The sequence below is a fragment of the Bradyrhizobium sp. LTSPM299 genome (assembly GCF_000938235.1).
Classification (GTDB): domain Bacteria; phylum Pseudomonadota; class Alphaproteobacteria; order Rhizobiales; family Xanthobacteraceae; genus Bradyrhizobium.
Window position 1 is genome coordinate 482,576 of record NZ_JYMU01000013.1, and the last position, 24,377, is coordinate 506,952.

At 61.8% G+C, this 24,377-nt stretch carries 23 protein-coding genes, 2 tRNA genes and 1 pseudogene; 18 read left to right on the plus strand and 8 right to left on the minus strand.

Features of this window, described 5'->3' with window-relative positions:
* The first annotated feature begins 12 nt into the window (after window positions 1-12).
* Window positions 13-729, plus strand: coding sequence for a dihydrofolate reductase family protein (locus tag UP10_RS10255; RefSeq protein ID WP_082077038.1), 717 nt, complete (start codon window positions 13-15; stop codon window positions 727-729).
* A gap of 74 nt (window positions 730-803) precedes the next feature.
* Here the strand turns inward: UP10_RS10255 and UP10_RS10260 are convergent, their stop codons facing one another.
* Window positions 804-1,649 (minus strand): helix-turn-helix transcriptional regulator, encoded by an 846-nt coding sequence (locus UP10_RS10260; protein ID WP_044587167.1) that lies wholly within the window; start codon window positions 1,647-1,649, stop codon window positions 804-806.
* A gap of 92 nt (window positions 1,650-1,741) precedes the next feature.
* Here UP10_RS10260 and UP10_RS10265 point away from each other — a divergent pair, with 92 nt between their 5' ends.
* Window positions 1,742-2,635, plus strand: coding sequence for an SDR family oxidoreductase (locus UP10_RS10265; RefSeq protein ID WP_044587168.1), 894 nt, complete (start codon window positions 1,742-1,744; stop codon window positions 2,633-2,635).
* A 378-nt stretch (window positions 2,636-3,013) separates the two neighbouring features.
* Here UP10_RS10265 and UP10_RS10270 read toward each other — a convergent pair whose 3' ends face one another.
* Window positions 3,014-3,463 carry a cupin domain-containing protein gene (locus UP10_RS10270; protein WP_044587169.1) on the minus strand — a complete coding sequence of 150 codons (450 nt, stop codon included), beginning with the start codon at window positions 3,461-3,463 and terminating at the stop codon, window positions 3,014-3,016.
* Between the two features lie 123 nt (window positions 3,464-3,586).
* Between UP10_RS10270 and UP10_RS10275 the strand changes: the two genes are divergently transcribed.
* The 7 genes from UP10_RS10275 (at window position 3,587) to UP10_RS10305 (ending at window position 9,850) form a co-directional block, all read left to right on the plus strand.
* Window positions 3,587-4,612: an ABC transporter substrate-binding protein gene (locus UP10_RS10275; protein WP_044587257.1), complete on the plus strand. Its 1,026-nt coding sequence runs from the start codon at window positions 3,587-3,589 to the stop codon at window positions 4,610-4,612.
* A 7-nt stretch (window positions 4,613-4,619) separates the two neighbouring features.
* Entirely contained in the window at window positions 4,620-5,315 is a 696-nt protein-coding gene (locus tag UP10_RS10280; protein WP_044587170.1) for an NUDIX hydrolase, read from the plus strand.
* Between the two features lie 220 nt (window positions 5,316-5,535).
* Window positions 5,536-6,309 carry an ABC transporter ATP-binding protein gene (locus UP10_RS10285; RefSeq protein WP_044587171.1) on the plus strand — a complete coding sequence of 258 codons (774 nt, stop codon included), beginning with the start codon at window positions 5,536-5,538 and terminating at the stop codon, window positions 6,307-6,309.
* 5 nt (window positions 6,310-6,314) lie between these two features.
* Window positions 6,315-7,019 carry an ABC transporter ATP-binding protein gene (locus UP10_RS10290; RefSeq protein WP_044587258.1) on the plus strand — a complete coding sequence of 235 codons (705 nt, stop codon included), beginning with the start codon at window positions 6,315-6,317 and terminating at the stop codon, window positions 7,017-7,019.
* Window positions 7,020-7,021: 2 nt separating this feature from the next.
* On the plus strand, window positions 7,022-7,906 hold the full coding sequence (locus tag UP10_RS10295; RefSeq protein WP_044536161.1) for a branched-chain amino acid ABC transporter permease: 885 nt from the start codon (window positions 7,022-7,024) through the stop codon (window positions 7,904-7,906).
* Window positions 7,903-8,940: a branched-chain amino acid ABC transporter permease gene (locus UP10_RS10300; protein WP_044587172.1), complete on the plus strand. Its 1,038-nt coding sequence runs from the start codon at window positions 7,903-7,905 to the stop codon at window positions 8,938-8,940. The genes UP10_RS10295 and UP10_RS10300 overlap by 4 nt, the downstream gene beginning before the upstream one ends.
* On the plus strand, window positions 8,906-9,850 hold the full coding sequence (locus tag UP10_RS10305) for a polyphosphate kinase 2 family protein (protein WP_044587173.1): 945 nt from the start codon (window positions 8,906-8,908) through the stop codon (window positions 9,848-9,850). The genes UP10_RS10300 and UP10_RS10305 overlap by 35 nt, the downstream gene beginning before the upstream one ends.
* A 92-nt stretch (window positions 9,851-9,942) precedes the next feature.
* On the opposite strand, the gene UP10_RS10310 is transcribed toward UP10_RS10305, so the two are convergent.
* Entirely contained in the window at window positions 9,943-10,284 is a 342-nt protein-coding gene (locus UP10_RS10310; protein WP_044587174.1) for a hypothetical protein, read from the minus strand.
* Window positions 10,285-10,842: 558 nt separating this feature from the next.
* Between UP10_RS10310 and UP10_RS10320 the strand changes: the two genes are divergently transcribed.
* Window positions 10,843-12,405, plus strand: a complete 1,563-nt coding sequence (locus UP10_RS10320) for a 2-isopropylmalate synthase (protein ID WP_044587176.1) — start codon at window positions 10,843-10,845, stop codon at window positions 12,403-12,405.
* 490 nt (window positions 12,406-12,895) lie between these two features.
* Entirely contained in the window at window positions 12,896-13,909 is a 1,014-nt protein-coding gene (locus UP10_RS10325; RefSeq protein ID WP_156179737.1) for a trypsin-like serine peptidase, read from the plus strand.
* A gap of 151 nt (window positions 13,910-14,060) precedes the next feature.
* Here UP10_RS10325 and UP10_RS10330 read toward each other — a convergent pair whose 3' ends face one another.
* From UP10_RS10330 to UP10_RS10340, 3 genes are all read right to left on the minus strand, one after another.
* The gene (locus tag UP10_RS10330; protein WP_044587178.1) at window positions 14,061-14,990 is read right to left on the minus strand and encodes a glutathione S-transferase family protein; all 930 of its coding nucleotides are present in this window, start codon (window positions 14,988-14,990) and stop codon (window positions 14,061-14,063) included.
* Between the two features lie 107 nt (window positions 14,991-15,097).
* Complete coding sequence (locus tag UP10_RS10335) at window positions 15,098-15,571, minus strand: cupin domain-containing protein (RefSeq protein WP_156179738.1); 474 nt, start codon at window positions 15,569-15,571, stop codon at window positions 15,098-15,100.
* A gap of 104 nt (window positions 15,572-15,675) precedes the next feature.
* On the minus strand, window positions 15,676-16,071 hold the full coding sequence (locus UP10_RS10340; protein WP_082077039.1) for a putative quinol monooxygenase: 396 nt from the start codon (window positions 16,069-16,071) through the stop codon (window positions 15,676-15,678).
* A gap of 346 nt (window positions 16,072-16,417) precedes the next feature.
* Here UP10_RS10340 and UP10_RS10345 point away from each other — a divergent pair, with 346 nt between their 5' ends.
* The 6 genes from UP10_RS10345 (at window position 16,418) to UP10_RS10370 (ending at window position 21,762) form a co-directional block, all read left to right on the plus strand.
* Window positions 16,418-16,879, plus strand: coding sequence for a MarR family winged helix-turn-helix transcriptional regulator (locus UP10_RS10345; protein WP_044587180.1), 462 nt, complete (start codon window positions 16,418-16,420; stop codon window positions 16,877-16,879).
* 800 nt (window positions 16,880-17,679) lie between these two features.
* The gene (locus UP10_RS10350) at window positions 17,680-18,699 is read left to right on the plus strand and encodes a TRAP transporter substrate-binding protein (RefSeq protein ID WP_044587181.1); all 1,020 of its coding nucleotides are present in this window, start codon (window positions 17,680-17,682) and stop codon (window positions 18,697-18,699) included.
* 249 nt (window positions 18,700-18,948) lie between these two features.
* Window positions 18,949-19,521 (plus strand): TRAP transporter small permease, encoded by a 573-nt coding sequence (locus UP10_RS10355; RefSeq protein WP_044587182.1) that lies wholly within the window; start codon window positions 18,949-18,951, stop codon window positions 19,519-19,521.
* Window positions 19,521-20,807 carry a TRAP transporter large permease gene (locus UP10_RS10360; protein ID WP_044587183.1) on the plus strand — a complete coding sequence of 429 codons (1,287 nt, stop codon included), beginning with the start codon at window positions 19,521-19,523 and terminating at the stop codon, window positions 20,805-20,807. Before UP10_RS10355 ends, UP10_RS10360 begins: the two co-directional genes overlap by 1 nt.
* A gap of 130 nt (window positions 20,808-20,937) precedes the next feature.
* Window positions 20,938-21,513, plus strand: a complete 576-nt coding sequence (locus UP10_RS10365) for a Spy/CpxP family protein refolding chaperone (RefSeq protein ID WP_044587260.1) — start codon at window positions 20,938-20,940, stop codon at window positions 21,511-21,513.
* A 173-nt stretch (window positions 21,514-21,686) separates the two neighbouring features.
* A tRNA-Lys gene (locus tag UP10_RS10370) sits at window positions 21,687-21,762 on the plus strand.
* 57 nt (window positions 21,763-21,819) lie between these two features.
* Here the strand turns inward: UP10_RS10370 and UP10_RS10375 are convergent.
* Window positions 21,820-23,091 carry a site-specific integrase gene (locus UP10_RS10375; RefSeq protein ID WP_156179739.1) on the minus strand — a complete coding sequence of 424 codons (1,272 nt, stop codon included), beginning with the start codon at window positions 23,089-23,091 and terminating at the stop codon, window positions 21,820-21,822.
* 797 nt (window positions 23,092-23,888) lie between these two features.
* Here UP10_RS10375 and UP10_RS44050 point away from each other — a divergent pair.
* Window positions 23,889-23,953 (plus strand) — tRNA-Glu (locus tag UP10_RS44050).
* A gap of 319 nt (window positions 23,954-24,272) precedes the next feature.
* Here the strand turns inward: UP10_RS44050 and UP10_RS45735 are convergent.
* Window positions 24,273-24,377 (minus strand): annotated as a pseudogene (locus UP10_RS45735) (DUF2285 domain-containing protein); the annotation flags it as partial.

The following is a 24,377-nucleotide window of genomic DNA, read 5'->3' on the forward strand; positions in this document are numbered from 1 at the left end:
GAGTACTCGCTTATGCGCCCTCACATCATCTGCCACATGGGCACGTCGATCGACGGCCGCCTTCATCCCAGCCGCTTTACCGCGGTGGCGGCGGGCATCTCTGCCAGTGTCCTGCGCGGGCATTATGAGAGGATCCACGACGGCTTCGACGCGGATGGATGGATCATCGGCCGCAAAACCATGAGCGAAATGGCCAAAGGAACCGAGCGACACATCGCCAATGCGCTAAGGGTTCCACGCGAGACCCACGTCGCCAGGCGCCACGGCCGCAAGCTCGCGGTCGGTATCGACCCTTCGGGCCGCGTCCATTATGGCAAGGACAATGTCGGCGGCGACCACGCCGTTGCGGTGCTGGGCGAGCACGTCTCCGACGTCTATCTCGCGGAACTGCGCGAGGACGGCGTGTCGTATATCTTTGCTGGTCCAAAGGGCGATGATCTGCCCCGCGCCATGGAGCAGCTTGGCTCGGTGTTCGGCGTCAAGAAGATGCTTCTTGAAGGCGGCGGCGGGATCAATGGCGCGTTCCTCAAGCACAGGCTGATCGACGAATTCAGCACGTTGATCCATCCGGCCGTCGACGGCGTGGCTGGGACGCAAAGCATCGTCGACTATCACGGCCCGGACGATGATCGTCCAGGCGCCGGGCAGGCGCTGCGGCTGACCCACTGCGAGACGCTCGAAGGCGGCATGGTCTGGCTGCGCCACGCCGTGGAGCGCGCACCCGGTTGATGGCGCTGCGATAGCCGGTGCCGTGACCGCGGCGTGGGATACGGCGCGTCAAGGCATCTCGCCGAGCGCGACGATCACGCGGGTTCAACCGCGGGCGTCGAGTCCATCAGCCCGCGAATCTTGTCCATCACATCAGGATCCGTCGGATTGTAGACGATCATGCTGAGATCCGGCCGGCCATCGATCGCGAACGCGGAATATTCGAAGGCGACCGGACCGAGGACGGGATGCCTGAGGTGCTTGATGCCCTCGCCATGGCTGCGAACGTCGTTGTCGCGCCACATCGCTGCAAATTCGGGGCTCAGCCGGCACAGCTCGTCGACGAGTGGTTGCACCTCCGCCGCGGCGCCGGCGCGCGCGGCATCGACCCTGAACGCACCCACCACGAAGCGCGCCACGCTCTCCCAGTCAGCTTGCGCGGCGCGGACGCGCGGATCGAGAAAGATGAAGCGCAGCACGTTGCGCTGGTGCGGCGGCAACGCGCCATAGTCGGTCAGCATGATGGTCGCGGCCCTGTTCCAGGCCACGATGTCCCATGTCGCGGTCCTAATGATGGCTGGGCTCGGCAGCAATGCGTCGAGCACGCGTTGCAGCCGCGGCGTGACACCTTCGTTCTTCTGGTAGCGCACCTCGGGTGAGCGGCCGAGGCCGAGCAGGAACAGATGCTCACGCTCGACATCCGTCAGCATCAGCGCGCGCGCAATCCTGTCGAGCACGTCGGCTGACGGTGCGCCGCCGCGGCCCTGTTCGAGCCATGTGTACCAGGTCGGGCTGATGTTGGCGCGCTGCGCCACTTCCTCGCGGCGCAGGCCGGGCGTGCGCCGGCGGCTGGCGGGAAAGCCAAGCGCAGCCGGATCAAGCTTGGCGCGGCGGCCCTTCAGATAGGTCCCGAGCAGGTTTTCAGCGACGTATTCGTTCATCCGGTTAGCTATTATACCATGATAAGGTCACTACTTTACCAGAATAGCCTAGCAGCCGAGATGTGTCTCCAACGAAACTTGGAGACTTGCTCATGCGCATATTTGTCACTGGAGCCAACGGCTGGGTCGGCTCGGCCGTCACCAGGGATCTGATCGCTGCCGGCCATCAGGTGCTCGGCATGACCCGCTCGGACAAGGGGGCGGAGGCGCTGGCCGCCGATGGCGCCGAGGTCCACTACGGAACGCTGGAAGATCTGGATAGCTTGCGAAGCGGTGCGGCGAAGTCGGACGCGGTGATTCATTGCGCCTTCAATCACGACTTTTCCAGGTTCGCGCAGAACTGCGAGGATGACCGCCGCGCCATCGAGGCGCTCGGTGCTGTGCTCGAAGGCTCGAAGCGCCCGCTGATCACCACGTCAGGCGTCGCGCGGGTGGCGCTGGGCCGCGTCGCGACCGAAGACGATCCGCCGATTCCGGTCTCGTCCGCCTATCCGCGCGCATCCGAAGCGACGACGAGCGCGGTCGCGGTGCGCGGCGTGCGCGCCGCCGTGGTCCGGCTTCCGCCGTCGGTACATGGTCATGGCGACCATGGTTTCGTGCCACGTCTCGTCAGCTTCGCGCGCGAGAAGGGCGTCTCGGTCTATATCGGCGAGGGGCTCAACCGCTGGCCCGGGGTGCATCGCCTCGATGCGGCGCGCGTCTATCGCCTTGCGCTTGAGCGCGGCGTCGAAGGAGGTCCGTTCCATGCCGTGGCCGACGAGGGCGTGCCGTTCAAGGCAATCGCCGAGGTGATTGCCCGCCGCCTCAACATTCCCCTGGTGTCGAAATCGCCTGACGAAGCGATGGAACATTTCGGCTTCTTCGGCAGGTTCGTGAGCTTCGATGTCCCAACCTCCAGCGCGCGCACCAGGTCGCGGCTCGACTGGCAGCCGCAACAGCCTGGGCTGATCGCCGATATCGATCATCCCGCTTATTTTGCGCAGTAGCAATTGACCGTCATTGCGAGGAACGAAGCGATCCTCGCGATGATGTTGTCGTAGGGTGGGCAAAGCGTAAGCGTGCCCACCATCGCGAACTCGACGTGAATGGTGGGCACGGCGCTGCGCGCCTTTGCCCACCCTACGCGGTCGCGCGAGCACTGTCGTAGCTGCCACTTTGTTGAGTCTCCCGTGCAACTTGTCGTGCACGATATATATGAAATAATATAGCGCTAATCGGTCAGTACCGCCGTCATTGCGAGAAGCGAAGCGACGAAGCAATCCATCGTGCTGTACACGCGGAGAGGTGGATTGCTTCGCGGAGCCTGTCATCGGGCGCGCGTTCGCGCGCCCCGATGGCTCGCAATGACGGCTGAGAGGGCTAGCTCAATCCAGCAGCTTCGTATCGTCAGGCGCCTGCGGCGGGGTCTTGATCGCGATTGCTTTCAGCGGGCGGCCGTTCGGCTTGGTGCCGCCATGCGGGGTGCCCTTCGGGATTACAATGAGATCGCCCGGTTTCACCGTGATCTCCTTGTCGCCGAGCCAGACCGTGCCGGTGCCTTCCAAGATGTATTGCATCTCGTTGGTGTTGGGATGCATGTGCTTGGGCACATTGCCGTCCTGAATCGAGACGGTCGCGCCATCGGCAGAGACGAACGTCTTTGAGCGGAGGCCGCCGGCATTGGCGGCGCCGAGCTTGTCGCCCTCGATCTCGCCGGTGTGGATTACCTGCGCGGCGATAGCATCGGCGGCAAGCGCCGGGCGCAGCAAATGAGTGACGCCGCAGCCGGCAGCGAAGGCTGCGACAAGCGACAACGTCGTGGCAATGCGATTCATGAGGGGAGTCCCTTGGTGTTTCTCTGGCGTTTCTTGTGGGGTGGATGCTATGCCGCGAAAGTCGCCTTCTCAAGCCTGTCGCGCTGCACTATCGTGCCGCCAAATCTGGAAGTGGAGGACGTCATGAGGACGATGTTTGGCAAGGTGGCGGGTGCATTGTTGGCGCTCGTGATGGGCACGGGCCTCGCCGCGGCGCAAACCAAGATCACCGTCGCGGTCGGTGGCGGCGCCTGCCTGTGCTATCTGCCGACAGTGCTGGCCAAGCAGCTCGGCGAATACGACAAGGCCGGGCTCGCGGTCGAGCTGGTCGACCTCAAGGGCGGCTCGGACGCGCTGAGGGCCGTGCTCGGCGGCAGCGCCGACGTCGTCTCCGGCTATTTCGACCATTGCGTCAATCTCGCGGCCAAGAAACAGGAGCTGCAGGCCTTCGTGGTCTATGACCGCTATCCCGGCCTTGTGCTGGTGGTTTCGCCGAAACACACCGGCGAGATCAACTCGGTCAAGGACCTCGCAGGCAAGAAGGTCGGCGTCAGCGCGCCCGGCTCGTCGACCGATTTCTTCCTGAAATACATGTTGAAGAAGAACGGCCTCGATCCGATGGGCACCTCGGTGATCGGTGTCGGGCTCGGCGCGACCGCGGTCGCCGCGATGGAGCAGGGCCAGATCGATGCCGCCGTGATGCTCGATCCCTCCGTTACGGTGCTGCAAGGCAGCTACGCCGACCTCAAGATCCTGAGCGACACCCGCACCCAGCACGATACGCTCGCGGTGTTCAGCGGCGAATATCCGGGCGGCGCGCTCTATTCGACCACGGCCTGGGTCAACGGGCACGAAAAAGAGGTGCAGGCACTGACCAATGCGATCATGGCGACGCTGTCCTGGATCCATTCGCATTCGGCCGAGGAGATCATGGCGAAGATGCCGGACGAGATCGTCGGCAAGAACAAGGACCTCTACCTCGCCGCGCTGAAGAACACGATTCCGATGTTTTCGGAAACCGGCAAGATGGACCCGAAGGGCGCCGACGCGGTGCTCGCGGTGTTCAGCGAAGGTTCGCCGGAAGTGGCGAAAGCCAACATCGACGTGACCAAGACCTACACCAACAAATATGTCGAGCAGGTCAAGAAGACGACGGGGAATGCCAAGTAAGCAGAGCATGCAATCTCCGGTTATTCATCGCGTCACCGCGCTTGACTTGGCGTTGCAAAAGCGGCCCTGGCCGTTTGCGGACGAGCGGCGTGCGGACATCGACGCGCATTTCGCCGCCCAGCAGCAGGCGAAGCCGAGCCTGTGGAATGGCCGCGTGCTGCTCGGGCGCGATCCGGTGTTCGCGGGCGAACGATTGAGCGCCAATTATTTCGAGACCGATTTCGCAAGCTTCCTCGCCTGGCGCGACTGGGGCTTTCCCGACAAGGAGATCTTCAACGGCTTCGGCATGGGCGCGCTGCTGACCAGCGACGGCGCCTTCGTGCTCGGCGAGATGGGCCAGCACACCTCCAATCCCGGACGGATCTACTTTCCGTCAGGCACACCCGATCTCGACGACATCAGGGGCGACACCGTCGATATCGTCGGCAGCGTGCTGCGCGAGCTGGAGGAGGAGACTGGCCTTAAGCCGGCCGATTGCCGCGCGGATGCGGACTGGCATTGCGTCTATACCGGGCCTGCGCTTGCTATGATGCAGATCCTGCACGTCGATATGCCGGGCGAGGCGCTGCGGGCGCGGCTCGAGGCCAATCTCGCGCGGCAGGACGATCCCGAGCTCGCCGCGATCCATCTGGTGCGCAGCCGGGCCGATCTCAACGCCGCGATGCCGCGCTTCGTCACGGCGTTTATCGAAACGCAGCTGTAACCGCGTCCTTGCGGCCATGCGGAAGCTTTGAGCAGGCCTGCGCCGCGCCGACGCAGCCATGGCGCTTGACATCATTGGCCGCTCCCCCTGTGATAGGCACCAAGAAAACAAAAACGCAGTGCACAATCTCCGGGGAGGGATGTATGCCGGTCACGAAGGCTGCGCGTCGGCCTGCAGCCGTATCGGCCGCGGATTTGGGGCGTGAGCGTAGGGGACCGCCGTGCTCGCTGTCGAAGGCCTGACCAAGCGGTTTGGCGGCTTTCGCGCCGTCAACAATTTGTCGTTCCGCGTCGAGCAGGGCGAGATCCTCGGCTTGATCGGCCCGAACGGCTCCGGCAAGAGCACGATCTTCAACATGCTCTCCGGCACGCTGCCGCCCACCTCAGGCTCGATCCTGTTCGACGGCCGCGAGATCGCAGGGCTCGCGCCGCACCGGATCATCGTCAGCGGCATCGGTCGCACCTTCCAGATCCCGCGTCCCTTCCATCGCCTCAGCATTTTCGAGAATGTGACGCTCGCCGGCTTCTACGGCCAGGGCCGCCACAGCCGCGCCAAAGCCGAGGAGGCGGCCGAACGCGCGCTGGCGATGGTCGGGTTGCCGACCGATCGCCACGCCAGCGTCGAAGGCTTGGGTGCCGCCGGCCTGAAGAAGCTCGAGCTCGCCAAGGCGCTCGCCACCGGGCCCAAACTTCTGCTCGCCGACGAAAGCCTGGGCGGACTCGACGAGACCGAGATGGACCAGGCCGCCGACATGCTGCGCCGGATCCGCGACGAGCTCGGCATCACCATCATCTGGGTCGAGCACATCATGGGCGTGTTGATGCGCGTGGTCGATCGCGTGATGGTGCTCGATCACGGCGAGAAAATCGCCGAAGGCCTGGCGGCCGATGTCGCCGGCGACGCCAAGGTGATCGAGGTCTATCTCGGCACCGATGCCGATGCGAGCCTGGCTGCCGCCGTCGCCGAGCAGGCGCGCCGCCGGATCGGGGCGTGACCGGCATGCTCGAGCTCAGGTCGATCGATGCGGGCTATGGCAGCTTCCAGGCGCTGTTCGATGTCAGCCTCGACGTCAAAGCGGGCGAGGCGGTCGGCGTGATCGGGCCGAACGGCGCGGGCAAGACCACCTTGATGCGCGTGATCTCCGGCCTGATCCGGCCCATCCGCGGGACCATCGCGATGGAGGGCACCGACGTCGTGGCGACGCCGGCGCACCGCATCGTCAGCCTTGGCATTGCGCATGTGCCGGAGAACCGGCGACTGTTTCCGCGGCTCACCGTCGACGACAATCTGAAGATGGGCGCTTTCATGCCGGGTGCACGCGCTCACTATTCCGAACGGCTCGAATTCGTGTTCGATCTGTTCCCGCGGATGAAGGAGCGCCGTCACCAGATGGCCGGAACGATGTCGGGCGGCGAGCAGCAGATGTGCGCGATCGGCCGCGCGCTGATGTCGAACCCGAAATTGCTACTGCTCGACGAGCCCTCGGCCGGGCTCGCGCCGGTCGTGGTGCAGCAGGTGTTCGAGCTCGTCAAGCGCATCCGCGCCAGCGGGCTCACGGTGTTGATTGTCGAGCAGAATGTGCAGCAGGTGCTGAAGGTGGTCGACCGCGCCTATCTGCTGGAAGCCGGCACCATCCGCGCCGCCGGCACTTCGGCGGAGCTTGCGGCCAGCGACACCATCAAGCAAGCGTATCTCGGGGTGTGAGCATGCAATCCTTCCTCGACATCTTCGATATCTACCTGCTGGAGGCCGTCATCAACGGCATCCTGCTTGGCGGCGTGCTTGCGTTGCTTGCGCTCGGGCTGAACCTGATCTTCGGCGTCATCGACGTCACCTGGATCTGCTATGCCGAGCTCGTCATGATCGGTATGTACGGGATGTACTATCTGGTGCAGGTGTTCCATCTGCCGTACTGGGCCGCGGCGCCGCTCGTCATCCTGCTGGTCGCGCTGCTCGGGGCTGCGCTACATTTCCTCGTCATCGCGCCCCTGTTGACTGCGCCGCCGATCAACCAGCTACTCGCCACCGGCGGCGTGCTGTTCATCCTGCAGAGCTTCGCCACCGTCGCCTTCGGCATCGACTTCAAGAATCTCGGCATCCGCCTGCCGGTGCTGGCGCTCGGCGAGATGAACTTCAGCTACGCCCGGCTGCTTTCGTTTGCCGCCGCGCTGATCGGCATGGTCGGCGTCTATCTGTTCCTGACCCGCACCTTCACCGGCACCGCGATCCGCGCCATCGCGCAGGACCGTCAGATCATGCCGCTGATGGGCGTCGATGCGAAACGCCTCTATCTCATCACCTCGGCGATCGGCGGTGGTCTCGCCGGCCTCGCCGCATGCCTGCTGGTGCTGCAATACGACGTGCATCCCTATGTCGGCCTGTCGTTCGGGCCGATCACCTTCCTGATCTGCGTGCTCGGCGGGCTCGGCAATTTCATCGGCGGCTTCATCGCCGCGTTCCTGTTCGCCGAGATCATCTCGCTCGGCGGCCTGTTCTCGGATCTGGAATGGGGCTACGTGCTGGCCTTCGCCTTCTTCATCGTGATGATGTTCATCCGGCCCGCGGGCCTGCTCGCGAGGCGACGCTCGTGACCAGCAAGCTCGCCGGCTGGATCATTGCGCTGATCGCACTCGTCGCGCTGCCGTTCGTGCACCGCGATCCCTATCATCTGCATTTGCTGGTGCTGATCCTGATCTGGTCGTTCGCCTACACGTCGTGGTCGATCATGGGCCGCTTCGGGCTGGTCTCGCTCGGTCATGGCGGCTTCATGGGCATCGGCGCCTATGTCACCGCGCTGCTGTGGAATCACCTCGGCGTCTCGCCCTGGATCGGCATTCCCCTGAGCATGGTGACCGCGGGTGTGCTGGCGTTGATCGTCGCCTATCCCTGCTTCCGCTTCCGCATCACCGGGCATTATTTCGTGCTGGTGACCTTGGCGCTTTCGGGCATCGTGCTGCAGGTCATCACCGCAACCCGCGACTATACCGGCGGCTCGCTCGGCTACACGCCGCGTCGCGCCGGCGGCAGCAGCATCGCAGCGCTGCAATTCGACGACAAGACGACCTGGTACATGATCGCGCTCGCAGTTTGGCTGGCGGGCCTCGTGATCTGGCGCTGGATCGACCGCGGCATGATCAGCCAAGCCATGGAGGCGATCTCGGAGGACGAGGACGCGGCCGCTGCCGTCGGCGTCAACGTCACGGCCGAAAAGCTCAAGGTCACCCTGATCAGCGCAATGATGACCGCACTCGCAGGCGCGCTTTATTGCCAGTACCAGATGTTCATCTCGCCCGACACGGTCAGCGGCATCGCCGTCTCCCTGCAGATGGTGTTCGCCGCCATCGTCGGCGGCGTCTATGTCGCGCTGGGACCGACTGTCGGCGCCATCATCACCATCGTACTGGCGGAGAGCTTGCGCATCGGCTTTGGGACCAGCGCGGTCGGCTGGGACAATCTGGTCTATGGCGTGCTGCTGGTGCTCTTCATCATCTTCCTGCCGAAGGGCATTCTTGGTAGCGTAATCGACCGGATCACATCGCCCCGCAAGACACCTATAGATAAGACACCCGCAGACAAGCCGCCGAGAAATCATGAGCAAGAAACCGTCCCAATCGCTCGCCTATGAGCTGAACCCCTTCGTCGCGCCGTTCCGCTTCGACGGCTCCAGTGAATTCCGCCTGAAGTCCTACCCGACCGCAGAGAAGGGCGGCATCGACAAGGACGCCGGGACGAAGGTCATCGAGGCCAACCGCAAGCGGCTGTCCGATTTCCAGGAGAAGCTCTACGCCCAGGACCGCTGGTCGCTGCTGCTGATTTTCCAGGGCATGGACGCCGCCGGCAAGGATTCTGCGATCAAGAGTGTGTTCGATGGCATCAATCCACAGGGCTGCGAGGTCGCCTCCTTCAAGCAGCCGTCGACCAAAGAACTCGATCACGATTACATGTGGCGCGCCATGACCGCGCTGCCGGAGCGCGGCCGCATCGGCATCTTCAACCGCTCCTATTACGAGGAATGCCTGATCGTGCGCGTGCACCCGGAGGTGCTCGAGAAACAGCGGATGCCGAAACGCCTGGTGACGAAAAACATCTGGCACGAGCGCTTCGAGGATATCGCCGCGATCGAGCGCTATCTTTCGCGCAACGGCACCGTGATCCTGAAGTTCTTCCTCAACGTCTCCAGGGACGAGCAGCGCCAGCGCTTCCTCAATCGCCTCGACGAACCCGCCAAGAACTGGAAGTTCTCGATGGCCGACATCTCCGAGCGCGCACTCTGGCCGAAATACCAGGCCGCCTACCAGGACTTGATCCACCACACCTCAACGAAGGAAGCGCCGTGGCACATTGTGCCCGCCGACCACAAATGGTTCGCCCGCGTCGTGATCGGATCTGCAATCGTGAGCGCGCTGGACAAGCTCGACCTGAAATTCCCCGAAGTCGACAAGGCAGAGCTCGACAAATTCAAGCTCATCCGCGAGGCGCTGGAGGCGGAGAAGGGCGAGGCGGCGAAGGCGGTGGCGGGGAAGAAAGCGGAGTAGATGGGCAAGGCCGCTCTTGCGCGTGACTACCATAGGCGCTGAATACCGAACGAAAATGGTGGAGTGCGCTACGCTTCGACAGCCCTGCCGTTCTACTCCAACACGAATAGCGCCGCAAAGACAGCGATGAGCGCGCCGACTGCCCAGAACTGCACTCCGACAATCTTATCGTCTCGAACGACGACAAACAGCATGCTGAAGGGCAAGAGGATGCGTGTCAGCGTAATTCGCACCGCCTTTGCTATCCAGGCGGCCGCGAAAGCCACGACCAAAGCAAGTTTGGAGGCCAACACGCCAATGTCGCCGATCTTGATGCCAAAAAATGCAACTAACGCAACACCGACAGCAGCCAACAGCACAAATGAGAATGCTTCCAGCACCTTCGATGGTTCGGGCGATTCTGTTGATGCCTTGTCTTCTGTGTGGGCTTTCATGCTTACGCCCCAATAAATATTGTGATGCCGAAGCCGCGCTTGGCACCTCTTAGAATTAAAACAACTAAAAATTGTAAGTGACCGATGGTAATCTGGATTGACCCGATGCGGCAAGGCCAGCATCTGCCCGTTTTGGCACCAGAGCCGGGTTTCCGATACTGGGTCGCCCGGGTCAAATCGCACGACGTCAGCCGCGTTAGGTCAATCCTCCTGACCATCTTTCCCCATTGCAGCCGGCCGCCATATTCGTCTAGAAACACCCCAGCGCGCGCCTCCGGCAACCATCCGTCAACGGTTTTGCCCCAGGATTTGCGCTCAAAAGGGTCTGGCAATGCTGATTCGCGGCCAAATTGATGGGATTTCGAGGGAGGTGGCCTTGGCCGCCGCCGCGATCCCGGCCGCGCTGCCCACCCTGCTTATTGGCGGCCTTCTCCTTATCTGCCCCTGAGGGCCGGCTGGGCGTTTGCGCCTGGGCACTCAGGGGGTTGTTGGAGATCACCGGACCCTGATATCGCCCTGACCATATGACGGGCGCAAAAGCTCAAAGGAATTCCTGAAATGACCACCGCTAACAAGTCCGATAAGGACCGCGTCATCATATTCGACACCACGCTGCGCGACGGCGAGCAGTGCCCCGGCGCCACCATGACGTTCGAGGAAAAGATCGAGATCGCCGAGATGCTCGACGACATGGGCGTCGACGTCATCGAGGCCGGTTTTCCGATCACCTCGGAAGGCGACTTCCAGGCCGTCAGCGAGATCGCCCGCCGCTCGAAGAATTCGGTGATCGCGGGTCTGTCGCGCGCCAATCCAAAGGACATCGACCGTTGCGCCGAAGCGGTGAAGTTCGCAAAACGCGGCCGCGTCCACACCGTGATCGCGACCTCGCCGCTGCACATGCGCGTCAAGTTGAACATGACGCCGGAGCAGGTGATCGAGCTCTCGGTCGCCAACGTCACCCGCGCGCGCAACCAGGTCGACGACGTCGAATGGTCGGCCGAAGACGCCACCCGCAGCGAGATGGATTATCTCTGCCGCATCGTCGAGGCCGTGATCAAGGCCGGCGCCACCACGGTCAATCTCCCCGACACCGTCGGATACACCACGCCCGACGAATATACCCGCTTCATGCGCACCATCATCGAGCGGGTGCCGAATTCCGACAAGGCGGTGTTCTCCGTTCATTGTCATAACGACCTCGGCATGGCCGTGGCGAATTCGCTGGCCGGCATCGCCGGCGGTGCGCGGCAGATCGAGTGCACCGTCAACGGCATCGGCGAGCGGGCAGGCAACGCGGCGCTCGAGGAAGTCGTGATGGCGATGAACGTCCGCAACGATGTGTTTCCGTGGTGGAACAAGATCGACACCACACAGCTGACGCACGCCTCGAAGATGGTGTCTGGCGCGACCTCGTTCCCGGTGCAGTACAACAAGGCGATCGTCGGCCGTAATGCGTTTGCGCATGAGAGCGGCATCCATCAGGACGGCGTGCTGAAGGACGCCTCGACCTACGAGATCATGCGGCCCGAAATGATCGGCCTGAAGAAATCGTCGCTGGTGCTCGGCAAGCATTCCGGCCGCCATGCCTTCGTGCACAAGCTGGAGGAGATGGGCTACAAGCTCGGCGCCAACCAGCTGGAAGACGCGTTCGTGCGGATGAAGGCGCTGGCCGACCGCAAGAAGGACATCTACGACGAGGACATCGAGGCGCTGGTTGACCAGGAGATCGCGGCCTCGCATGACCGCATCAAGCTGACCTCACTGACCGTGATCGCCGGCACCCATGGCCCGCAGCGCGCCACCATGAAGCTCGACGTGGAGGGACAAATCAGGATCGAGGAAGCCGAGGGCAACGGCCCGGTCGATGCCGTCTTCAACTGCATCAAGGCGCTGGTGCCGCACGAGGCCAAGCTGGAACTCTATCAGGTCCACGCCGTCACCGAGGGTACCGACGCGCAGGCCGAAGTCTCGGTGCGGCTCGCCCATGAGGGCCGCTCGATGACGTCAAAGGCGTCAGATCCGGACACGCTGGTGGCGTCGGCAAAGGCCTATCTCGGCGCACTCAACAAGATCGTGATGAAACACCAGCGCGACGCCGCTCCGGCCAAGGCCGCGGGCTGACCGATTGTTTTGATCGATGCACTCAGAAACGCGGCGCCTCGGCGCCGCGTTTTTTGTTTGTCGGGCGGATTTGGCACACAACCTTCGTCATTCCGGGGCGATGCGAAGCATCGAGCCCGGAATCCATCGGGCCGCTAGCGCTGAGGTGAAATGGATTCCGGGCTCTCGCTACGCGTGCCCCGGAATGACGAGGTGGTTGATAGCCTGCTCAAAACACACGCTGCAACACTCATCGCAAATCACCTCAATCGACCGAAACCGCAACCATCCTCCGCCAGTCTCGCGCATGTGATCCGCACCGCGTGTGACCTCGCTGTGTGATGTGAGCCTGTTCACACCGGTCCCGGCGCGTGGAGACTATAAGCAGTAGCGGTTGTGCAACGTTATGAAATAATCTCAGGTTGATGAGAGGCGCAACCACTTTTGCATCGAGTCATTTTCAGCCCTGATGCTCGCCGCCGGCGAGTGTCCTTTCACGGGAGAATGCGTCATGGAAAATCCTCTCAGCTCGCAGCAGATCAGGTCCGCGCTCAAGCCGCGCCCGGCCTTGAAACCGGCCGACGTCAAGATCACCTTTGAACGGCAGCTCGTGTCGCCGAAGCCTGGCGTCCGGTTGTTTCCGGATCCGATCAAGGGCACGCTTGTGGATCGCCCCGCCAAATCCAGTGCCGTTGCCGCCGACCTCGACAAGAAGCTCGAGGGCTTCGTGCCCGATCATCTGGCCTTCAACCCGCACACGCCCGCGCTCGAGGAGCGATTTCAGCGCAAGGCGTTCTTCGATCCCGCGGCGGCGCTGAAGAAGGGGCAGTTCATGGCGACGACGATCTTTCCGCCGGATCAGCGCCGGGTGTTCTCCGACACCTCGTTTCCCTGGTGCACGGTGGGGCGGGTCGATGTCACAGGCGGCACCGGAAGCGGCGCCCTGGTCGGTCCGCGCCATTTGTTGTGCGCCTCGCACATGATGACCTGGAACGCGGACAACACCGTCAATCAAGTGACGTTCACGCCCTCCTATTTCGACGGCAACGCGCCGTTCGGAAACTCCGGCATCATCCACTGGTATGCCTTCCGCAAGGTGGTGGGTCCGATCCTGAGCGGCGACGACTGCCAGCAGGATTATGTGGTGCTGGTGCTGAACAACCGTCTCGGCGACACCTGCGGCTGGATGGGAACGCGCGGCTACTCCGATTCATGGAATGGACAGACGGCCTGGAGCCACATCGGCTACCCCGGCGATCTCACCGGCGCCGCGCGTCCGACGTTCCAGGGCAACATCCCGATCAACAGCACGGCCGGCAGCGACGACCCGACCGACGAGAGCCTGCTGCAACAGGCCGACGTCTGGCCCGGGCAGTCCGGCGGTCCGTTCTTCGGCTGGTGGTCCGGCGAGCCCTGGCCGCGTGTGACCGGCGTGCAAAGCGCCCAGAACTCGTCGACCAACCTGGCCGGCGGCGGCAACGACATTCCGATCCTGGTGAACCAGGCACGGAACGATTTCCCATAGTGCCAATGGCGGCGGGAACGCGCCCCCCGATGACAGGCTGCGCGTTCCCGCCATCGCGAGCAGAGTGCGGGATGGTGGGCGTGGCGCGCGCGCCTTTGGCCACCCCTACGAGCAAGCATGTGCTCATAGAAGCGGTTTGTTCTCAGGCGGCCTATCTCTGCGCAGGAGCCACGTCAAAGCCGACCCGCGGAAAGTGCAGGTTCACTTTGCCGACCGAGGGATCTTCATGCCGGATGACAATTTCATCGGCCGTCCAGGCGAGGATGGTGCCATGCACGGGATTGCCATAATCGTCGGGAGTCACGCTGACCCAGTCGCCGCGCTGAAGTCCCACATCATGTGCTTCCGGCGACCAACCGTCAGGTTCATTCGGTTGATTGACCCTGGCGACCTCGATCGCTTGTTCGGGCGTCATGTCATCGTGATCGCCGTGCCCAAGCGCTGCGACCCGCTGATACCAGGGGTCAACGACTGATGGGAACGACATGAGCTCGGCGATCTCCGGGCCGCCATTCTGCCGTGCAAACCAGATCGGGTGATATGCTGACAGATCGGCCGCAGAAAGGTCCTTGCCGAGGATGAACTTGCGATCATCGGCGAGAACTTCAGCGAGCCAGGCGAGATGTGCATTGAGTCTTTGCAGGTACATCGCCCGCTTGGGAAGCAATGCTTCGGGATCCAGATTGACTCGGAACAGGGGACGGCGTTCGTCGACAAGTTCCTGAGGGATTTTTCCGCCCATGTTGCCGATCGTGAGGCACACGGCGTTCATGAACGAGCCCTTCTCGATCCACCAGCCGAAAGCCTTGGCGAGGCCTTCCTGACCTTTTGGATAAAGCGCGCCTGAAGCACCCCATTTGTCGATGACGTGAAGAATGAGCAGGGTGTCGCAATAGAACTCTGCTCCGACTTGGAGAATAGGAGTCCGCCGGTAGCCTCCCGTCATCGGCGTCAGCTTGGGACGCGGCGTCCATACCGGGATCTCGACCGAGTGCCAATTCAAGGCCTTGAGGCCCAGCGCCAGGCGTATCTTTTCCGAGTATGGCGAAAGCTGGTAGTGATGCAGAATGACCTGTGACATGCATTTCTTTCCCTATGTTGCGGAAGCAATCAGGCTTCGTTGAGCCCTTTGCGGGCCGCTCGCTCGTTGCGAATTCGTTCGGACACGTTGAAACGAGCGGCACAGCTTCACTTTTGCGACGCGGGCAGCTCCACACCGAGAAACTCGAATGCCGTGTCGCCATTCGTCCAACCATGCGGCGTATTTGGCTGAAAAACGATCACGTCGTCCGGCTTGTAGTTGATCACATCAATCTGCTCGCCGCCCTTGTCGTTCAAGGACAGCTTCCCGGTTCCGCTGACGACGTAGAGAATGTACGGCAGCGCTCCCTCGTGAATTGCGATCGACCCTTTGGGGTCGACATGTCCGCGCATCACGTGGGTACCCGAACCAGGCAATTCGTAGAGTGCTCCATAGTTGAATCCCTGGTTCCGCTCGCCGTTGGGCATGGCCGGTACAGCGGCGAGCTGAGAGGTTTCCGTCTTCACGGCGACCGGTTTTTTTCCCTGACCGTTCTCGATGACGTAGACTTCGCCGGCGCATGCCGGAGCAGTCGCGGCAATCGCCATGAGCGACGCCGTCGCACAAATGAGAGTACGCATCCCTTACCTCCCTGTTGGTCTCTTCTGGTTTTGGTCGCGAATCGAAAGCTGCACCTGGCCGCTATCAAATAGCGATCCGCCGATAGGCCGCGGCGGACTCCGGTCTAACCTCCGGTGCGCGCATCCAGGAAAAGCTGCGTGAACGGCTTTGCCAGCACGGGCTCCAGCTTCGGCACGATCGCCTTGATATCTGGGGTGACCATGTGGGCATCGAGCGCAGCTTTGTCCTTCCACCGTTCGAAGGTCAGGAAGCGGCCCGGCTCGCCGATGACTTCCATCAGCGTGTAGACCAGACACCCGGGCTCCTTGGCGGACGTTTCCGCGAAGGGAACGAGCAGCGCGCGCAGCTCATCCGCCTTGTCCTTCGTTGACACGATTTCCGCGATCACGAAGTAGCCGCTCTGTCCCGTGGCCTCGGCCGAAGAAGCAACGAGAACCGTGGCCGCCACGCAACCAACGGCGGCAGCTCCCACAAAAGCACGGCGATCCATTTCCGACATGGCAATTCCTCCCCTCTCTGTTCATTTTCATTTGCAAGTCAGCCGCTAGCGCGCGCCGCCCAGGCCCCTCAGACCGCTATTGGCTATTATCTGAGGTGCATATAGTTTGCACACGATATAATTGGAGTCAATCATATGCGATACCATATTGATATGATCTGATATAATGTAACAATGGCAAGTCGGGCCGGTCGGTTTGGCTGGTGCGACGGCTAACGATACGATTTGGTTCGATGAACGGTGCGTCTTTGCCAGCGGCGGCCTAACGAGAATGAAGACACGAACAATGAACATGCGACGCGATAGAAGGAATCGAAACGGCCGGAGCCCTGTCGCGCCAGTCGAGATGCCCGGGCTCGACAATCATCTGTGCTTTGCGCTCTACGCTGCCAGCAATCACATGACGCGCCTGTTCGTGCCCTTTCTCCACAAGCTGGGCGTGACCTATCCCCAGTATCTGGTTCTGGTCGTGCTTTGGGAGCGCGGGCCGCAGGGCGTCGGAGATCTTGCCTCGGCGCTGCAAATGGACCTGGGCACGCTTTCGCCGATGCTAAAGCGCCTCGAGGGCAAGGAATTGGTGACACGACAACGGCAGGCAACAGACGAACGTCGCGTACTTGTCGATCTGACGCCGAAGGGCGTGTCGCTTCGAAAGCGAACTGAACAGATGTTGGGCGAGTTCTACTGCTTTCTGAATATCCCTTTGGACGAGCTTTTTGACCTGAAGGACCGACTTCGTCATTTCGTAAGCTCGGCAGGGCCCAAGGAGATAAAGACAAATCCTGCCAAGCTATCAGAGCCGGCGTGAGTTCGAGCGGCCTTTTTCCATATGCGATAGCCCTACCCCACTAGGGGGGAACCCTTCCGCCGGTGCGTCCTTCACGCGCCAAGCACTGAGTTGCCCGACGTGGCAAGCCCCTCGCGCAAAAATATTTCGGTTTGTCGGAAGGGCAACTCAGTGTATAGATATCCCGTCTCACCCGATGAGGGGCGAGCGCACGTCACGAACGCGCGGTGGGATACGGTGGACGCCGGGCGTGTAACTGACGAGCACGCCTAAGGCGGACGGTGAAATCGTGTGGTCCCGACGCCCCAGTGGCAGGCAAAAGTTCGTAAGGCGCATGCGCGTCTTGCGGACGACGGTGACAAACAAGCCCGGTCTCGCCGGGGAGAGCAAGTATAAGCCGTAAAGCCATCGCGCAGGGAATGCCGGAGTGCCTCCGCTGAACCTGTATGCTCGTGTGCGTTATCTTTTCTACTCTTGCACACGAGACCGCGGGTGCAGCGTGCACCCGGCATTCCCTGCGCCCTTGCTTAAGAAGAGGGCAAACGAAATGCAAAGCTCGGGCGATTCATGTCGCGAGAATGCGGACCTACGTTCCCATTCACAATTGTCATCGCCCGGCCTGTGCGCAATTGCGCACATGCCAGGCGATGACACCGACGATGTGGCCCTGCAAGGTATCGCCGCACGCTTTTTGCAGTGCAGCAATCACGCAAACGGACCCTGCTAAAGGGGCAATGGCGTTCGCAGCCGCTTCTCTGTATTGGTGCGACCGGATGTCCCGGGGCCGGTGGTTCGTGCTCCGCAATTACGCGGGAGGAAACATGCGTAAGTTCATTTTGGCCGCGGCGTCGATCGCGGCGCTGACTCTTGCCGGAGCGGCTTTTGTCGGGCCGGCGTCGGCGCAATCGCCGATCGTCCTCAAGTTCAGCCACGTCGTGGCCGCGGATACCCCGAAGGGTAAGGCGGCCGACAAGTTCAAGGAGCTCGCCGAGAAGTACACCGCCGGCAAGGTGAAGGTTGAGATCTATCCGAACTCGACGCTCTACAAGGACAAGGAAGAGCTCGAGGCGTTGCAACTCGGCGCGGTGCAAATGCTGGCGCCGTCGAACTCGAAGTTCGGCCCGATCGGCATCAGGGAATTCGAGGTCTTCGATCTGCCCTACATCCTCCCCGACCTGAAGTCGCTGCGCAAGGTCACCGACGGCCCGCTCGGCGCCAAGTTGCTCAAGCTGCTGGACTCCAAGGGCATGACCGGTCTCGCCTACTGGGACAACGGCTTCAAGCAGATGAGCGCGAACAAGAAGCTCCTCGCGCCCTCTGACTACAAGGGCCTCAAATTCCGCATCCAGTCGTCGAAGGTGCTGGAAGCCCAGTTCCGCGCGCTCGGCTCGATCCCACAGGTGATGGCGTTCTCGGACGTTTACCAGGCGCTGCAGACCGGCGTCGTGGACGGCCAGGAGAACACCTGGTCGAACATCTACACCCAGAAAATGAATGAGGTGCAGAAATACGCCACCGTGACCAATCACGGCTATATCGGCTACGTCGTGATCGTGAACAAGAAGTTCTGGGACGGTCTGCCGGGCGATATTCGCGACGAACTGACCAAGGCCATGAAGGAAGCGACCGAGTTCGGCAACGGCCAGTCGGCCAAGGACAACGAGGACGCGCTGGCCGCGATTCAGAAGGCCGGCAAGACCGAGATCGTCACGCTGACGCCGGAGCAGGACGAGGCGATGCGCAAGGCAATGATGCCGGTCTACAAGGACGTCGCCTCACGCGTCGGTCAGCCCTTGATCGACGACTTCCTCAAGGAAACCGGCCGCGGCCCGATGAACTAGGGTTGGGAGTCACCTCGCCCCGCGTGCGGGGAGAGGTCGAAATTCAAGCACAGCTTGAATTTTGGGTGAGGGGGAGTCTCCGCGAGCGCAACTGTCACCGTGCGCGCGGATGGAGCCCTTCACCATAGCCGATGCTTCGCATCGGCGTCCTTAAGGGCGGCGGCCGACGGCCGCCTGTGCCTCTCCCCGTAAGCACGGGGAAAGGCAGAAATTGCTCTGGCCGGAGGGGCGGCCATGACGGGGGAATGAATGCTGCTGAAGATTCTGGACCGGCTTGAGGAAATCATCATCGCGAGCCTGATGGGCGCGGCGACGCTGCTGACCTTCATCACCGTGGTGCACCGCTTCCTGGTCGATGTTCCCGTGCTCTATCCGTATCTGTTCGGCATCAACCTCGCCTGGTCGCAGGAACTCTGCATCTACATGTTCATCTGGATGGCGAAGTTTGGCGCCGCCTATGGCGTGCGCACCGGCATTCATGTCGGGGTCGACGTCCTGATCAACCGCCTCAACGATCGCTGGCGCAAGATCGTCGTCATGTTCGGCCTGCTCGGCGGCGCGACGTTCACCGCGATCGTCGGCACCATGGGCGCCAAGTTCGTCTTCGAGCTGATGCACACCGACCAGGTCTCGCCGGATCTCGAGATCCCGAGCTGGATTGTCTATGGCTGCATTCCGCTCGGCTCCTATCTGATGTGCTTCCGTTTCCTGCAGGTGTGCTGGAACTACTGGTGGACGAACGAGCTGCCGCACCACGACGCCTCCCATGTTGACGGCGTCGAGACCAGCAAGACTGCGCCGATCGCGCTTGGAGAAGCGTGATGAGCGCCGCCCTTATTTTCGGACTGCTGTTTGCCCTGATGCTGACGGGCATGCCGATCTCGATTTCGCTTGGCCTGTCGGTGCTCACCTTCCTGTTCACCATGACGGAGGTGCCGATCGAGAGCGTCGGCCTGAAATTGTTCTCAGGCCTGGACAATTTCGGCATCATGGCGATTCCGTTCTTCATCCTGGCCGGCACCTTCCTGACTCGCGGCGGTGTTGCGCGGCGGATGATCGATTTCACGACCTCGCTGGTCGGCCATCTGCCAGGAGGACTCGGGCTTGCCGGCGTCGCGGCCTGCGCGATGTTCGCGGCGATCTCCGGCTCGAGCGTCGCCACTGTCGTGGCGATCGGCTCGATCATGATGCCGGCGATGGTCGAGCACGGCTATCCGAAGCGTTTCGGCGTCGGCGTGATCTCGACCTCGGGCGCACTCGGCATTCTGGTGCCGCCCTCGATCATCCTGGTGCTCTACGGCGTCTCCACCAACACCTCGATCGGCGCGCTGTTCATGGCCGGGATCGTGCCCGGCGTGCTGCTCGCGCTGATGCTGGCCGCGGTGACCTTCTTCGTCGCACAGCGCAACGGCTATCCCAAGATGAAGCGGGCGACGATCGGCCAGCAGTTCAAGGCGTTCCGCGAGAGCATCTGGGGACTGTCGCTGATCGTCATCGTGCTCGGCGGCATCTATGGCGGCATCTTCACGCCGACCGAAGCGGCCGCGGTCGCCGCGACCTATGCCTTCTTCATCACCGTGTTCGTCTACAAGGAGCTCAAGCTCTCCGAGGTGCCGCGGGTGCTGTTGCAGGCGGCGTCCATGAGTTCGATGCTGCTCTACATCATTACCAACGCGGTGCTGTTCTCGTTCCTGATGACGCACGAGCAGATCCCGCAGGAGATGGCGGCCTGGATCGTCGACAAGAACTTCTCGGTGTGGATGTTCCTTCTGGTCGTCAACGTCATCCTGCTGCTCGCCGGCAACGTGATGGATCCGTCCTCGATCCTGCTGATCATGGCGCCGATCCTGTTTCCGCTAGCGACCAAGCTTGGCATTCATCCGGTGCATCTTGGCATCCTGATGATCGTCAACACCGAGGTCGGATTGTGCCATCCGCCGGTCGGGCTCAATCTGTACATCGCGAGCAGTATCGCCAAGATGGGCATCAGCGAGATCACGATCGCGGTGCTGCCGTGGCTGTGTGCGATGCTGGTGTTCCTCGGCCTGATCACCTACGTGCCGGAAATCTCGCTGTGGCTGCCGCGATTGTTGGGAATGGTTCAGTGAGTTCCGGAACATTTCTGACGGGCAACGAAGCGGGATTACATCTTTGTAAGAGAGGTCTCTCTGTCCAATCCGTAAGTTGAAGCCGCGGGGCGGCGGCCTCATCTTCAAGCAACCTTCAAAGGAGGTTCGTATGAAGAAAGTTCTACTCGCCGGCGTTGCGGCGCTCGCCATCGCCGGTTCGACCGCGGTCTATGCCCAGCATCGTCAGTGGTCGCATGATCACGTCCGGATGAACCCGGAGGACAGGGCCGCCTTCCTCGACGCGCGGATCGCCGCCGTCCACGCCGGGCTGAAGCTAACGGCGGATCAGGAGAAGCTGTGGCCGCCGATCGAAGCCGCGGTGCGCGACTTCGCCAAGATGCGCCTCGACCGCGCCAATGCGCGGATGGCCGCAGAGAAGGCCGATGCGGACAAGCCGCAGAAGGCGGATGATCCGGTCGCGCGCTTGCGCGAGCGTGCCGACAACATGGGCGCGACCGCGGCCGCGCTGAAGAAGATCGCCGATGCCGCCGATCCGCTCTACAAGACGCTCGACGACAACCAGAAGCGGCGGCTGACCATGCTGACCCATATGGAGCACCGTTTCGGTGGTGAAGGCTGGCAGCACCACCGCGGCGAGCGCGACGGGGATCGTGACGGCGGCCGTGGACGCGATCGTTTCGACCGCGATCGCGGGCCGGATCAGGAGCGATCGGGCCGGCTCTGAGAGCCGGTTATCGTGCCCTCGCTAAGCCTCGGAAAAGCCGCCGGAATCCGGCGGCTTTTGATTTATCGGCGACGCTGCCGAAAGACGGGAAAACTTGCTCCGGTTTGCTGGACATCCCGGGATCGCTTTGCTAAACGACGCCCTCTCGCGAGGGTGACTTCCGGACCAGTTCCGGGCGCATAGCTCAGTTGGTAGAGCAGCTGACTCTTAATCAGCGGGTCCCAGGTTCGAGCCCTGGTGCGCCCACCAAGCTTTTCAAAGGCTTGACGACCCCTCGAGAGAGCCATTCCGACAAGCGGTCAGCGGCTATTCCGACAAACCGGCTGCCTTTGTTCGTTCTTCGCGACGCTTCTTTGTGCCTGAAATGAGCTGTTTACGCGTGCGCTTCGCATATGTCGGGATTTGCCTCGAGGATCGGTGCCGCCCGGCTGCGCGCAATTCAGCATCCGTGAGATCGCTGTCGGCTCCCTCTGTGAAGCCACCGTGGCGAAATGAGGTGAACGACAGCTCTTCTCGGAGACCGGCGGCCCGGATGATTTCCTTCACCACGCCGCGGAGATAGCGGAGATCCTTCTTTTCGGTGATCCAGGGCAGCGGCGTGCGAGATCTGCGGTGCGCATGATCCCGCCGGAAAACGAGGCCTGAGACCGCCATCTTCTTGATTTCGTCGAGTTCGGCCATCAGCTCAGGGAAAAGCGCTTCACCGGCCTCATCAAACAGCGGCCACCAAGCTTCCTCGCCGTTCTTGGGGTGCACGATCCTGACGCTGTTCGGGCGCTCCTTCGGTCGATAGTGAGTGATTTCGAAAGCGCCGAAGACGTGCTCTTCTCGTTGCAGCCATTCCCACGTCACAAGAGCGGCAGTCGCGACCGATTGATATCCAAGGTCTTTCGCAGCCGCACGGAAAGCGACGAGTTCTTCCCAGGTCGCCGTCGGCGTGTCGCGCACAGCTTGACCAGGCGCCCGTGCCATAAGCCCCATGCGCGAGAACGGATTGATAGCTGGCACCTTCTTCTCTTCCGCACGCTGACCGACGAACCACGCCCGCCGGCAAGCGACCATCGCGGCGTTCGCGAAGCGGCGGCGCTCTCGCCTTACGATGTTGCCGTCTGCGTCCCTTTCCTCGACGACCAGCAACTTCGCATAGATCGCGTCCACGAAAACTTTCGTGAAATCCGAGATCTGCTTCGAGCCAGCTCGCATGCCATCCTTGAGCCTGTGGTTGGCGAACAGGGACAAGCCTTGCTCATAAAGACGCTGTGTCTTGTGGTCGATCTCTCTCCATTTGTGATGCGCCTTGAACACGCCCGCTAGCCAGTCAAACGAACCTGGCTGTACAGCTGCCGGGACCATGTCGGTTAGGCCGCGAGACCGCCAGCTATCGAAGGCCGGCAAGAGGACGTTCTCCAACCGATCGACGGCTGCGGCATAATCTTGCCCCAACGCTTCAGCTTCAATTTGGCAACCCTGCGCGCGCGCCCAGGTCGGCGGCTCAAAGAAGTATGCCCATCGACCATTCTTCAGCGGCTTTCGCCGGCAATAGCGCGGGAGCTTCAATGCGGTGCAAGGCGGTTTCATACGAGGGACGCCAAATCTTGTTTCGCTGGACCAGCCGAATCCGGCTCGAGGAAGTTGTCAATGGCTGCCTTCAACCAGATTGGCTCTCTCGTGCGTCCAATGCCGTGATAGCCCACTGGTGGGGGCGCTTCACCTCGGTTCACGCCGCGCGCTAACTCATTTGTGTCGCGATAATCAAGGTATGCAGCAGCTAAGTCAGCGCTCATAACCGCAGGCCAGGCGGCAGTCGGAGGATAGCGGGCGGGAAGGGGCGAACGTGGCGACATGGCACTTCCTTGGACCGCTCAAGCGTCAATCAGAATGTAGTTATCCAGTTTCGCTACTGTTGAGTTTACTAGGCAACGCTGCGTCATGAATGTCTCCGTGCATCTACATGTTGGTTGAAGCGGAATTGAAGGTAAGCAGAAAAGAGCGAGTGCGGAAATGAGCCCAAAGGCCGGGTGCGGCATTCGGCTAGCTTGGAGCGTGATTTAGCGGTCGGCGAAGCGGCTGGGACGTTGCTGACTGAGCCACTGCCACAGCGATGCTCGTTCTTAGACACGGAGCCGAGGGCGGAAACTTTTGCGGTTAGGCTGTTTCTGCCTCTGTGAGAGCCATCCTCGAACTAGACCGTTATGAGCGGCGGGATAACGATCGGCTTCGTTGATGTCGCTGTCTTTTTGTCTCAATCCGATCGCGTTCGTTGCGGTTCGGTTGGGTCGTTTCTGGTGCGAAACTGGTGCGGTCACGCCTGCCAGTGCAGACGAGTTGGGATTGACATCTATAGGTCTCGATCGCCGAACTCTTTCAGGATGATCATCGAGCGGATCGACCTGGCCCTCTCAAGGCTGAAACAGGGGTTCGATTCCCCTAGGGAGCGCCAGCAAACTCAGGCACTTAGGTAGCCATCAGCCGTGTTCGTTGAATAATGCTTGAAAAAGACGCTGGTGAACAGCGGCGAACGCTTGAGGAATTTGCTGCCGACATTAGCAGAGTAGCCCCGGCGCGATGCCTCACCGTGGCTGGCGCATTCGCGAAAAATTTCCTCGCCGCCCTTGGTTTCCGGAAATATTCAAAGCGCCGCTGGTCTTGGTGCCGAGGGATACACGGACTACCCAACGATGGATCGGGCTCATAAACGCGAGACGATCACCGATCCACCCAATTATCAATGCCGGGAGCCGTACGTGATCGTTGCGGCCCTAGCTTAGGGCGCCGCCACGTAACAGCTGGTGATATCCATGTTCGGTCATCCATTTGGCGCGGGCCAAATGACTATCAAACGCTTCGCGCGCACGATCTGGCTC